The sequence below is a fragment of the Anaerolentibacter hominis genome (assembly GCF_032380675.1).
Taxonomy (GTDB): Bacteria; Bacillota; Clostridia; order Lachnospirales; family Lachnospiraceae; genus Anaerolentibacter; species Anaerolentibacter hominis.
Genome location: NZ_JAWDIX010000001.1, coordinates 1,644,728 through 1,656,824 on the forward strand (window position 1 = coordinate 1,644,728; position 12,097 = coordinate 1,656,824).

Here is a 12,097-nt window from a genome sequence, read left to right on the forward strand (position 1 = left end):
ACGCCTTACCTTTCTTCCTTTATCTTTCTTTAAATATTTCATCCAGTTCCATCATCAGTTTCCGCAGCGTCCCGACTACCTTCTCATAGTCCATCCTCTTCGGACCCACAATACCGATTTTCCCATAGATGCCTTCGCCTAATTCATACGTTGCCGTAACAAGAGAACAGTCTTTCATGGAGGAAACGCTGGTTTCATCGCCGATATAAACCTGTATGCCTCTCTCCTGCTCTCCGTCCAGTTTCTCATTCATAATCTGGGTCAGAGTCCGTTTTTCTTCCAATGTGTACAGCAGTTCGGTAGCCTTCTCCCGGTCGCTTAATTCCGGATATTTCAGAATATTGGTAGCGCCGCTTGTATAAACCTCGATATCATCTTCCTCCTGGATCGCTTCTGAAATCGCATCCAGAATATCATTGACCACCGTGTCATACGCTCCGGCCTGCTCCTTCATACTGGATATTAAAGGCATGTTAATCTCTGATAAGCTTCTGCCCTGGAGACAAGTATTCAGCATGATATTCATCTTCAGAATCATATCCTGGCCGATCTGCCCCCTGGATGGGATAATCTTATTCTTTACCAGATTGCCCTCCAGAACGATGACTGCCAGCAGATGATATTCATCCACCGCCGACAGCTGAATAAATTTCACTTTCACACTTTCAAATGTAGGTCCTGATACCAGGCTGGCATAGTTGGTATTCACCGCCAGCAGCTTCGCCACCTCTTTCAGCAGGTTATCTAACTTCCCGGCTTTCTCCATCAGGGCATCCTTCATATCGTCGATTTCCTGAATCTTGTTGTCCATCATGGTGTCCACATAAAGCCGGTATGCCTTATCCGTAGGAATACGTCCTGCCGATGTGTGCGGCTGAATAATGTAACCCAGTTCCTCCAGATCAGCCATCTCATTCCGTATGGTGGCGGAACTCAGATTCAGATCCGTATACTTGGAAATGGTTCTGGAACCCACAGGTTCTCCGGTCTCCAGGTAATTCTGAATGATCGCTTGCAGTATCTTTAATTTTCTTTCACTTAACGGCATTCCAAATCACCCCCGACCTCGTCTTTTTGCATCTGTCAGCACTCATTGTTTTAGAGTGCTAACATTTACTGGTATTAAAATACCACTCCCAATCTATAATGTCAACACCTAAATTCATAATTATCATAAATATTTCACAAATTTTATGTAATAAAAAAAACAGGCCGGTAATTCCGGCCTGAGTAAATTATTCTGCTGTAAAATACACACTCAGCAAGGATTCCAGGGCAGCCTGATCGGAAACCGCCATACACTCTCTGGCCGAATGCATGGCCAGAACCGGCACGCCGATATCCAGAGTCCTCACCGGAATCAGGGAGGATACAATGGAGCCGATCGTGGAGCCTCCCGGAATATCCGATCGGTTTACATACTTTTGAAATGGAATCTGATTTGCCTCACAAAGCTGCATCAGAATGCCTGCCAGTTCACTGTCACAGGCATAGGACTGGCTGGCCGACATCTTGAAGGCCACGCCCTTCCCCGGCAGCACCGGATTGGTAGGGTCTCCCTTCTCCGGGCTGTTGGGATGGTGGGCATGCGCCACATCCACAGAGAGCAGGAATCCGGAGGCAATATCCCGGTAAAGCCGCTCCTTCTCCAGACCCAGGCAGCCGTATATCCGCTCCAGGAGTCCGGGCAGCAGTGCAGAGTCCGCTCCCTGTCTGGTCCGGCTTCCCACCTCCTCGTGGTCGAATAATCCGATCAGATTAAGTCCCGACGGCCTTATATCCCCTGTGATTCCTTCTACACAGGCCTGAACCGAGGTAATGTTGTCAAGTCTTGGGCCGGATAAAAGCTTTCCTGTAAAACCCAGCCTCTCCGCTTCTTCCCTTACATATACCGTCAATTCATAATCCAGGATATCCTCCTTCGCCGCGCCCAGCTCCGCCGCCAGAGCTTCCAGGAAAAACGAGTCGTCACAACCCTCCTCCGGAAAAAGTTCTCCTACGGGCAGCAAATCTTTCTGCCTGTTTAATTCGATTCCTTTATTTACCTCTCTGTTCATATGGATTGCCAGATTAGGTATCGTCAGAACCGGCCGTTTAAAATCAACCAGCCGCATCCTGGGCTCAAATAGACTGCCCTTTAAGGCCACCTTGCCGGAAATCGAGAGCGGACGGTCAAGCCAGGTGTTCAGAATGGGTCCCCCATATACGGAAGTGTTCAGCTTTCCGTATCCTGACTGTTTTATCCCGCAGCCCGGTTTTAGTTTAAAGCCAGGAAAATCCGTGTGGGCGATGGCTGCCCGCAGACTTCCGGCGGTTATAAATTGTCTGCCAGCCGTAAACGCAAAGAGGGCGGAGCCAAAAAACACCGTATAATATTTTCCACCGGGTTTCAATTCCCATTTATCCTCCGGATTTAAATAAGTAAATCCGGCCTCCTTAAGATCCAGTGCAGCTCTCCGGACCGTATGATAGGAGGATGTGGATTCCGCAAGTCTCTGTTTTAGTTCAATATAAATATCCTGTTCTGCTTTTCTTTCCAGCATTGTCTCTCTCCCATTCTATTAGAGGAAAGTCTGGAGACTTTCCTATGTAATGAAATAAATCCCTGCCGACCAGGGCAGGGATTTTAAGTATTATTATCCTTCGTATACTATGTCACACCTTTTCAAACCGATCCACATCGGTCACAAAGACGATCGCCCCGCCCACCTCTATATTCACCGGGGTTGGCATATAGCATCCCACTCCCAGGCCTCCTGCCGGCGGAATCGGCGTATTGTAGACTAACTGTTCTCTCTGAGCGCAATTTTTCTTAACGATGTCGATCACATCCTGTACCTTTTCTTCATCGGTACCGATCAGCAGGGTCGTATTTCCCTTCCTCAGAAATCCTCCCGTGGTGGCCAGCTTCGTAACACTAAAACCATTTTGATTCAGTTCGGAAATCACGTCATTTGCATCATCATTAATAATTGCATAGATTAACTTCATATGCGCTCCCTCCAATCTGTCACTTTCTCCGTCCCATAAAACCTGGGATGGAATAAGAAAGAATTTTTCTTTTTATAAGTATACCATAAAAAAAGAGCTGCGAACGCCAAACCACAAAATTTTCATAAAAATTTAATGTCTTGTCTCTTCTCTTTATAGTATACTTAATGTAGTGAAAAACCTGAGACGGTTCTACATAGAAAACAAGCCCGGAGCGAAGACGCCGAAGCGGCCGCCGGGTAACGATAAATGCTTTGCAAAATGCTGATGAATGGAAATGAGGTAAATATGAACATCTTATTCTTTTTAACACCCAAAAGTGAGGTTGCCTATATTTTTGATGACTATACTGTCAGACAGGCACTGGAAAAAATGGAGTACCACCGCTACTCTGCCGTCCCGGTTTTAAACCGCCAGGGGGAATATGTGGGAACAATCACCGAAGGAGATTTTCTCTGGACATACAAGCACAATCTGATCAGCGGCGAGAAGATTGCCATCGAACACATTCCGGTATCAAATATACCGCGCCGCATTAAAAATCAGCCGATCGGCGCCAATGCCAATATTGAAGACCTGTTTCTGAAGGCCTCCAACCAGAATTTCGTACCGGTAGTTGACGATAAAAATGTGTTTATCGGAATCGTAACCAGAAAGGATATTATTCAGTATTGCATAAACTGCGCCAATGACGCGGAGGCGGCAAAGTCCGACGTGTCTGCGGCTTCCGTCTGAAGAACAATCGAAAAGGCCGGCGTGCTTTTTGCATGCCGGCCTTTGTCATCCGTTCATATTAACCCAGTATACTGTGAATGAACCCCGCAATCCGGGGGGATGAGGGGTGATTAAAGATCTGATCCGGCGTGTCATCCGCCGCGATTCCCTCTTCATCCATAAACAAAACCCGGTCCGCCACTTCTCTGGCAAATCCCATCTCATGTGTCACCACAATCATCGTCATTTTCTCTCTGGCCAGATCTTTCATGACAGCCAGAACCTCGCTGGTCAGCTGAGGGTCCAGGGAAGAGGTAGGCTCGTCAAACAGCAGCATATCCGGGTTCATCATCAGCGCCCGGGCAATTGCCACTCTCTGCTTCTGCCCGCCGGAAAGCTCCGACGGCATGGCTTTTTCTCTTCCTGACAGTCCTACCTTATTTAAAAGCTTAACAGCCTGTTCTTCCGCTTCTTTCTGATTTACGCCCTTCACATACCTGGGGGCATAGGTCAGGTTATCCAGCACCGTAAGGTGGGGAAAAAGATTGAAATTCTGAAATACCATTCCCATCTTGGAACAGACCCTGCGGCACTCTTTTTCAGGAAGATAGCTTCCATCCTTCATCAGCGGTTCGCCCTCGATCAGGATGGTACCGCCCTCCGCCCGCTCCAGATTGATCAGACACCGGAGCATGGTGCTCTTGCCCGCGCCGGAAGGCCCGATCACTGCAATCGTTTCCCCTCTGCACACCTGAAATGAAACATCCTGCAGCACATGCATACCCTCAAAACTTTTATTTAATTTCTCTACTTCAATAATCGGCTGATTTCCCATTGCACTTCTCCGCATCCATTCTTAATAAGAAACTTTCTTTTCCATGCGCTCCAATATCTTCGTCAGAACCAGTGTCATTGCCAGATAGAACAGGGCCGCAACCAGATAGGCTGTCGCGTTAACATCCCTGTTAACCGCACTTTTAGCAAAGTATAGAAGCTCCGTCACCCCGATGGCGGTGATCAGCGAAGTGTCTTTTACAAGGGTAATGCATTCATTGCCCAGAGACGGAAGGCATACCCGGAACATCTGGGGTATAACGATCTTGGTGGATGTCTGCCATCCGGAAAAGCCAAGCACCTTCGCCGCTTCGTACTGTCCCTTGTCCACACTCAAAAGCCCGCCTCTGAAAATCTCACAGAAGTAGGCCGCGTAGTTTAAGACAAAAGCCACGCAGGCCGCCTGAAACCGGTCCATCACCAGATATTCCCCGATCCCCGGAATAAAAGTCAGCCCATAATAGAAGAAATACAGCTGGAGGAGAAGGGGAGTTCCCCGCATCAGCCATATATAAACGCCCAGTATTCCCCGCAGTGCCTTAAACCGGCTTGCCCGCACAAAAGATAGCAGCAGTCCCAGCGGCAATGAAATCAGCAGGGTTATGGCAAACAGCCCAAGGGTATACTGCAGACCGGGAATCAACTGCCGGAATAAGCCGAAGAAATAACTAATGTCCATATCCGCTCCTGTTTATTATTTACTGCTGTCCTGAGTCAGCATATAGTTTCCTACAACTGAGTCTACTACAAAAACGTCGATTCTGCCTGCTTTTAAATCATTATAGGCGTCCACATTGTTGGCATACTCTTTTATCTCTTTCACTTCGCTGCCTACCGGATCGTTGATAACTGCGTCATAGGAAGAGGAGCCCTTCTGAAGGCCGACTACTTTTCCCTTCATATCTGCCCTGGTCTTAACATCAGAGCCTTCCGGAACAATAATAATCTGCTCATTGGCGATATAAGGCTTCGCAAAAAACATCACCTCAACCCGCTCGTCGGTAATCGTCATACCGTTCCACAGACAGTCTACTTTACCGGAGGTTAACTCCATTTCTTTGGAATCCCAGTCAATCGGCTGAAACTCCACTTCCACACCCAGGCGTTTGGCTACCTCTTTCGCCAGATCAATATCATAGCCTGCCAGCTCGCCGGATTCATCCCGGAATCCCATCGGCGGATAGCTGTCGTCCAGACCCACGATGAAGGTACCCTTTTCCTGGATCTTCGTCCAGGAATCGTCCTCAGCAGGTGCCGATGTTTCCTTTATGTAATCCACATCCTTTAACAGCGTATCTCTGCCGAACCATTTCTCGGACAGTTCCAGAGCGGTGCCATCCTCAATCATCTCATCCATCACTTCCTGCACTTTCAGACCGAAGGCAATGTCTTCTTTCCGGAAGCCAACGCCATACTCTTCTTCTGCCAATGTATCGGACAGAGCCACATAACTGTCGGCTTTTTTCTTTCCGCAGCCGGTAAGCGCAGTCGCCGCCATCGTCATAACACATAAAAATGCCAATACCCGTTTCATTTTCTTATTCATGGAAAACTACCTCTCTTTTCACTTTACTTTAGTAATACGACACTGTGAGACATTATAGCACAAGCCCCTTTTGTTTGGCAAGTGCAGATTGTGGAAATAAAAGAGCTGTTGGATGGTTTATTATCACCACCCGCAACAGCTCTTCCTTTTATTGGGTATTGTTTTGATTTGATGACCGGTCTGCTGAATCGGAGGAAAACTGCACCGGCTTTACCTCTTTGTTTAAGGATTCAAAGGTAAATCCCCGGGCTGTCAGTCCTTCTATGATAGAGGGAAGCGCCTCCGCGGTAGTCTGATTCCGCTCTCCCCCATGCAGCAGTATCACAGCATTATTTACCCGGTCAGCCTGACTCAGCACACGTTCTGAAATGACGCCCGCAGCAGCATTTCCGCTTTCATCCCCGGCGCTGATATTCCAGTCAAAATAGAGAAAGCCTCTCCGCCCCAGCTCCTGCTTTATATTCTGATAGACGCTGGTTGTGCTTTTACTTCCGCCCGGAAACCGGAATAAAGAGCAGCGGATACCGGTCAGAGCATATACCTTTTCGTATATTTTATTGAAATCCTCCATATAATTATCAAGCGATTGGTACAGGGTCTCTTCCGGTGTACCGGCCCCACGAAGCGCCAGGATATGGCCCTGCCCGGCAATCTGTTCGTACAGTGCAGTATACTCCGGATTGTCTGTATCGTCCACAAAAAAAGTAGCCGGAATGTCATATTGTTCCAGAATCCCCAGTATGTTCTCCATCTGCCCGCAAGGAGCTCCGTTAAAAGTCAGATACGCTTTTTTCTCTGCAGTTGTTTCCTCCCCGGCTCGCAGCTCCGGGTAAAGTCCTTCATAAATGCCAGGATCATAGGTTAATTCCCCGCCCGCAGCAGAAGTTTCCTCTGTCATGGACATCACGGTATCTTCCAGTTCACCTATATATTCCGCCTGAGAATCCGCCTGCTGCTGCATCTGGTCTTTTTCCTTTATCAGGCTGTTCTTCTTCGATTCCAGCTCGCTGTTCTCTGTCTCCAGTTCTTCAAGGCGCGCCTTCGCAAGCTCCTGCTTGTCCAGCAGCTTCTCCGACTCACCGGACAGGCGGTTAATCAGCATAATGCCCCATACGATGCAGATCAAAAACATCATGCTGATCATAAAGCGGAATACTTTTTTTCGGGTTTTTCTTTTTCTCTGTTTGACTCTCCAATCTCGTTCCATATTTCCTCCTAAACCACCGGCCAAAAGGCAGTCATTTCTTTTTTCGGCACAACATTATAAACATTATTATCCTGACTTGCCTGAAAAAATATGTTGGGAGGTTTTACAAATGAGACCGATTTTTCATAGAGTTCCCGGAAAGTGTATGTTAGAATATTGTGGTAAATTATAATAAAAGAATTCGTTTATTCAAACGGAAGGAATGGAAATGAAAAAAAGACTGGAAGAGATGAGCAATGAGGAGCTGTGGCAGTTATTTCCTATTGAATTGAAAAAACCACAGTTCGAGTGGAAGTCCTGGTATGAAGAAGAATCGGCACTGCTCCGCCGGTTTCTTCCTTCGGATCATATAAAGCGCATCAGCCACGTAGGCAGCACTTCGGTTAAAACAATATGGGCAAAACCGATCGTGGATATACTGGCAGAAATGACCCCGGAGGGCAGCAGAGACGTTCTGAAAGAGTTGCTCCTGCAGCATGGCTATCGCTGCATGTCACAGGATGAAAAACGTATGTCCTTCAACAAAGGCTACACAGAGGAAGGCTTTGCGCAAAAAGTGTTCCATCTGCATCTTAGATATCCCGGAGACAACGACGAACTATATTTCAGGGATTTTCTCATTGACCATCCGGAGACAGCCGAAGAATATGAACGCTTAAAGCTTTCGCTCGGGAAAAGCTTTCAATATGACCGGGATGCCTATACGGAGGCTAAAACCGGCTTTATTGTGCGCTGTACCCGGAAGGCAAGGGAGCTGTATGGTTCCCGCTACTGACCAATACCGGATTCTGCATCTGCCACGGCACGAATCTGGCGGTATGCGCTCACTAGATCGTCAAAGCCGGCCTGGCAGTTGGCCGGACTGGTGGACGGCAGCTTTATAATAGGATATTCGTTCGCACAGGCCGAAAGTTTCCTGTACAGATCTGCAGCCGCAGCGCCGGTCGCAAACACCTGCCGGATGGACGCGGTCTGAAACAGAGTGGTAAAATCGTTTGGGACAGGATTTCGGATGCTGCTGTCGGATGCGCCGGTTATCTCACAGGTCTTTAATACATCCCAGAGGGCCAGATGCTTTCGCACTAAAAAATCCTTCTTTTCTTCAATTGTAGTGAGTTCCGGCTCTCCGTATACCGCCGCCATCACTTTCCAGAACCGGTTTCTGGGATGACCATAAAAAAATCCCGTCTCACGGGATTTGGGCGACGGCATGGTTCCCAGAATCAGAACTCTGGAATCCGCATCCCAGACCGGTTCAATTTCATGCTCCACCAAAGTTCTGATTCCATTCTCCGACTTTTTCATCTTTTGAAACGTTCCTTTCCGGCTCCCGCTCAGATCAGAGCCTGACGGTTGATAATCAGACTGAATTTCAGATCAAAAAATTCAGCAGCTTTTCTGCAGAGTTTCATTCTGCTCAAAAATATTTCAAAATAGTCCATAACCGAACAGATACCCGTATCAATGCCAAGCCGCAGTACAATCTGTCTCTTATCCAGATCCAGTTTCACCTCCGAATACTCCACCGCATAATTAACCCGGTCATGGATATCCAGCGAAATGGTTTCCTTATTTCTCACCCGGCTGCGCCGCACATCTGTCTTATCCGCCAGAATCAGGGCGGCCGCCACAGCATTGACCGGAAAAGCAGTCTTTTCATCATGGTTTCCGATTGCCGTCACGATCACAGCTACATCCTCCGCGTCCATTCCCAGCTTATCCAGAATACGAAACGCCATGATGGCGCCGCTCTGCGCATGGTCCACCCGGTTGACCACATTACCGATATCATGCATATACCCTGCAATCTTAGCCAGCTCCACTTCCCTCTCGCCGTAACCCAGATCCCGAAGCAGGCCGCTTGCCACATAGGCGCTTTTCTTTACATGGACAAAAGAATGCTCCGTATATCCCAGGGCAATCAGCGATGCATCCGCCTGACGGATATAGGTTTTTATTTCTTCCGAATTTAATATATCTTCATAAGTCACTTTCATACTGTGTCTATACCTTTCTGCCGGCCCGAAACTATGTTCAGGAAATCATACTCTTAAGAATCTGGACACCCACCGTATTGAGGATCTGGTTCATCGTCACCGTGATAACCAGAACGCCGGCTACCAGAACCATGCTTACATTCCCCTCGCCCTCCAGCTGTTTTGAGAGCGGAGCGGACGCCTCCGCGCTCCGGTTAAGACAGCCATACCGGTTCAGTACCTTCCTGGTCCTGCGCCAGTAGAGCCGGTCTCCCAGATATCCGAAAATCAGAATCTGAACAACAAACATAATGAGGGACACCATCTGGACATTTGAGGTCAGGCTCTGTGCATTGCCTCCACGTGACAGGATCAGCCCCGCAATACACAAAAACAGCAGATTGCAGACAATGCTGATTCCAAAATAGACCAGGCATTCTCTCCACATTCTGCGGTACGCCAGCCAGTAGTGCTGAAAAATCGCCGCACAGGGATTAAACGTGTTCCGGCCCTGGCTGATCGTTCTGAATTTATACAGATAGGTATCTTCATTTGTTCCCACATAATTACTGATATCCTGTTCCAGATAACCGTCGATCCGGTTCTCCTTCACCTGAAAAGGATGCCCGCAATTGTCACACATTATCGCATCGGGCAGATTATTTCTGCCGCAGACAGGACATGACTTTCTGTTATCCAAAAATTCATCCATAAACACAAGCCTCCCAAAGATTCTTATCAGCGCTCCACTGTCACACCCTTATACTCAAAACTGTAAAACTTATCTCCCGAATAGGCAAGAGTACCGTACCCTTCCTCCGGCAGCTCCCGGAATACTCTCCGGCTCACGTCAAACACCATCTGTTTATCTCCCAGCGCCTCAAAGGTAACGCGCATCACATCCTGTGAAGCCGGAGCACCGTTCTCATCCGTCCCCGGTACCGGTATGATTTCTTTTCCTATAATCCGCGCACCGATACTGACGGTCTTCTTTGCCTTTCCAATCCATTTATTCAGGCTGTGCATGACCACAAAAAGGACAATCGCACCGATCGTCAGCACCAAATAAAACGTTTTATCTGAACCCAATACTCTTTGTCTCCCTTCAGTTATATTCCACGTCAAACCGTTTGGTCCGGTACATCATAACCGCGGCAACCGAGACCACACAAAATGTAAACATAAAGATTGTAACACTGCCCAGTTTCTCATAGAGCAGCCCGTATATGTATCCGTACATCGCTCTGCCCAGCGTGTTGGCAGAGTACATGACCGTAACCGCCGTTCCATACACCTCAATGGGCACTTTTTTCCTGACATAAGCCAGGTTGACCACCGTCGTACACCCCACGGTAAAACAGTGGAGCACAGATCCCATTAAAAAGATATAGGGATTGGAAGCCAGTGAATAGATGGCAAACCGGATCACCAGCGCAAACCCGGATATCAGATATACTTTTCGAAAACCCAGCTTCGGCAGCAGTTTGTTGCTTAGAATTCCCAGGTAGAGTATCTCCGGCACAGCGCACAAAATCGTATTCAGGCTGATCAGCTTCTCCGTACCTCCAAGGGTAAAAATCAGATGATTGCCCATAAAGGATGTAATTCCATCCGCCATTACTCCGGTCATCACGGTTATCATTAGAATAAAGAGATAATCCTTATTTTTAAACAGGACTTTAATATCTCCCTTTTTCTTTTTCTCAGCGGGGTCCTCCGCCGCCCGTCTGCCTGCCTTCACCTTGGGAAATCCCGTCGCCATCAGCAGCGCCAGTCCGATCACCAGCATATAGGTTGGGAACAGGACCACATTCAGCCCTATCTCCGCAGCCAGATAGCCCAGAATCATTCCGCCTATTACCCAGCCGATGGAACCCATGGAGCGGAACCGTCCATAATTCCCCTTCGTCTCGCTGCAGTAATTCATGGTCTGCGTATCTGCCATAGACAGGATGCCGCAGCGGGATGCCTCCAGCAAGATTCCCATAACCAGCGCTCCCAGATACGTAGTCTGTCTGGAGAAAATAAAGGACACCAGAAGCACCCCAGTGAGAAACGAGAGCAAAAGAGTTTTATAATGCTTTGTCTTATCTCCGATCACGCCCCATACCGGTATCAGAAAAACACTGGATAGTACGCTGATTCCGGAAAAAGCGCCCAGCTGGCTCCCGGTAAAATGCAGATATTTTTCCAGATATACATTCATATAGGACATCGCACAGACATGGGCTGCAAAATAGAAAAAATAAAACGCTCCAATTGCAAAATTGGTTTTCTTTTTCATTCCTACTTCTCCTTTTCTGCCTACTGCCGGTGCATAACCCATATAAGATTATTTTAAACATAATCAGGCCAAAATCAATAGCTGGGGCATACTTTACATGGAATTGCTGCAAATTTTACATTCTCCCGGACGGTATCGGCGCAAAACAGATTTCCAGACAGAAAATCTATTTTTTCTTATCTGTTATTTTAAGCATTTATAAGTATATTGTCAAGCATTTATAAGCATTTCATGCAAGCTCATTTTGCACTATTTCTTTCACAGAACTCTCTTTTTTTTGCAAATTTTAGGTTGACAATTTATGACAACTATAGTATAGTAATTTACGTGCCAGTCAATGGCACCTATGCGCGAGTGGCTCAGTGGTGGAGTATCGCCTTGCCAAGGCGAGGGTCGCGGGTTCGAATCCCGTCTCGCGCTCTATTTTTTGTCACAGACACAGAGAAAACTTATATTTCTCTGTGTCTTTTTTCATTTTTTCCGGCAGCCTGAAAGCACGTCAAAACCTGATAAAAGCGCCGTGTTAACGGCGCTTTTATCAGCTA

The 12,097-nt window shown here is 47.5% G+C and carries 14 protein-coding genes and 1 tRNA gene; 3 read left to right on the forward strand and 12 right to left on the reverse strand.

What is annotated here, in order from left to right:
• Positions 1 to 19 precede the first annotated feature (19 nt).
• The 3 genes from hrcA to ABCW47_RS07630 form a co-directional block, all read right to left on the reverse strand.
• The gene (gene hrcA / locus ABCW47_RS07620) at positions 20 to 1,048 is read right to left on the reverse strand and encodes a heat-inducible transcriptional repressor HrcA (protein WP_343209256.1); all 1,029 of its coding nucleotides are present in this window, start codon (positions 1,046 to 1,048) and stop codon (positions 20 to 22) included.
• A gap of 187 nt (positions 1,049 to 1,235) precedes the next feature.
• Positions 1,236 to 2,543: a M18 family aminopeptidase gene (locus ABCW47_RS07625; protein ID WP_343209257.1), complete on the reverse strand. Its 1,308-nt coding sequence runs from the start codon at positions 2,541 to 2,543 to the stop codon at positions 1,236 to 1,238.
• A gap of 112 nt (positions 2,544 to 2,655) precedes the next feature.
• Complete coding sequence (locus ABCW47_RS07630; RefSeq protein WP_343209258.1) at positions 2,656 to 2,991, reverse strand: cyclic-di-AMP receptor; 336 nt, start codon at positions 2,989 to 2,991, stop codon at positions 2,656 to 2,658.
• Between the two features lie 288 nt (positions 2,992 to 3,279).
• On the opposite strand from ABCW47_RS07630, the gene ABCW47_RS07635 reads away from it, so the two are divergent.
• Positions 3,280 to 3,726 carry a CBS domain-containing protein gene (locus tag ABCW47_RS07635; RefSeq protein ID WP_343209259.1) on the forward strand — a complete coding sequence of 149 codons (447 nt, stop codon included), beginning with the start codon at positions 3,280 to 3,282 and terminating at the stop codon, positions 3,724 to 3,726.
• Positions 3,727 to 3,784: 58 nt separating this feature from the next.
• Here ABCW47_RS07635 and ABCW47_RS07640 read toward each other — a convergent pair whose 3' ends face one another.
• From ABCW47_RS07640 to ABCW47_RS07655, 4 genes are all read right to left on the reverse strand, one after another.
• Positions 3,785 to 4,540 (reverse strand): amino acid ABC transporter ATP-binding protein, encoded by a 756-nt coding sequence (locus tag ABCW47_RS07640; RefSeq protein WP_343209260.1) that lies wholly within the window; start codon positions 4,538 to 4,540, stop codon positions 3,785 to 3,787.
• Between the two features lie 21 nt (positions 4,541 to 4,561).
• Positions 4,562 to 5,218 carry an amino acid ABC transporter permease gene (locus ABCW47_RS07645; protein ID WP_343209261.1) on the reverse strand — a complete coding sequence of 219 codons (657 nt, stop codon included), beginning with the start codon at positions 5,216 to 5,218 and terminating at the stop codon, positions 4,562 to 4,564.
• A gap of 15 nt (positions 5,219 to 5,233) precedes the next feature.
• Positions 5,234 to 6,085, reverse strand: a complete 852-nt coding sequence (locus tag ABCW47_RS07650; RefSeq protein ID WP_343209262.1) for a transporter substrate-binding domain-containing protein — start codon at positions 6,083 to 6,085, stop codon at positions 5,234 to 5,236.
• A 148-nt stretch (positions 6,086 to 6,233) separates the two neighbouring features.
• Complete coding sequence (locus ABCW47_RS07655; protein ID WP_343209263.1) at positions 6,234 to 7,292, reverse strand: polysaccharide deacetylase family protein; 1,059 nt, start codon at positions 7,290 to 7,292, stop codon at positions 6,234 to 6,236.
• Positions 7,293 to 7,500: 208 nt separating this feature from the next.
• Here ABCW47_RS07655 and ABCW47_RS07660 point away from each other — a divergent pair, with 208 nt between their 5' ends.
• Complete coding sequence (locus ABCW47_RS07660) at positions 7,501 to 8,067, forward strand: GrpB family protein (protein ID WP_343209264.1); 567 nt, start codon at positions 7,501 to 7,503, stop codon at positions 8,065 to 8,067.
• Here the strand turns inward: ABCW47_RS07660 and ABCW47_RS07665 are convergent.
• The 5 genes from ABCW47_RS07665 to ABCW47_RS07685 are packed head-to-tail and all read right to left on the reverse strand — an operon-like array spanning position 8,061 to position 11,552.
• Positions 8,061 to 8,597, reverse strand: a complete 537-nt coding sequence (locus ABCW47_RS07665) for a DNA-deoxyinosine glycosylase (RefSeq protein ID WP_343209265.1) — start codon at positions 8,595 to 8,597, stop codon at positions 8,061 to 8,063. The genes ABCW47_RS07660 and ABCW47_RS07665 overlap by 7 nt on opposite strands.
• Positions 8,598 to 8,626: 29 nt before the next feature.
• Complete coding sequence (locus ABCW47_RS07670; RefSeq protein WP_343209266.1) at positions 8,627 to 9,289, reverse strand: HD domain-containing protein; 663 nt, start codon at positions 9,287 to 9,289, stop codon at positions 8,627 to 8,629.
• A gap of 37 nt (positions 9,290 to 9,326) precedes the next feature.
• Positions 9,327 to 9,980: a DUF2628 domain-containing protein gene (locus ABCW47_RS07675; protein ID WP_343209267.1), complete on the reverse strand. Its 654-nt coding sequence runs from the start codon at positions 9,978 to 9,980 to the stop codon at positions 9,327 to 9,329.
• 26 nt (positions 9,981 to 10,006) lie between these two features.
• The gene (locus tag ABCW47_RS07680) at positions 10,007 to 10,357 is read right to left on the reverse strand and encodes a DUF2500 family protein (protein ID WP_343209268.1); all 351 of its coding nucleotides are present in this window, start codon (positions 10,355 to 10,357) and stop codon (positions 10,007 to 10,009) included.
• Between the two features lie 16 nt (positions 10,358 to 10,373).
• Positions 10,374 to 11,552 (reverse strand): MFS transporter, encoded by a 1,179-nt coding sequence (locus ABCW47_RS07685; RefSeq protein WP_343209269.1) that lies wholly within the window; start codon positions 11,550 to 11,552, stop codon positions 10,374 to 10,376.
• Positions 11,553 to 11,900: 348 nt separating this feature from the next.
• On the opposite strand from ABCW47_RS07685, the gene ABCW47_RS07690 reads away from it, so the two are divergent.
• A tRNA-Gly gene (locus tag ABCW47_RS07690) sits at positions 11,901 to 11,972 on the forward strand.
• Positions 11,973 to 12,097: the final 125 nt, after the last annotated feature.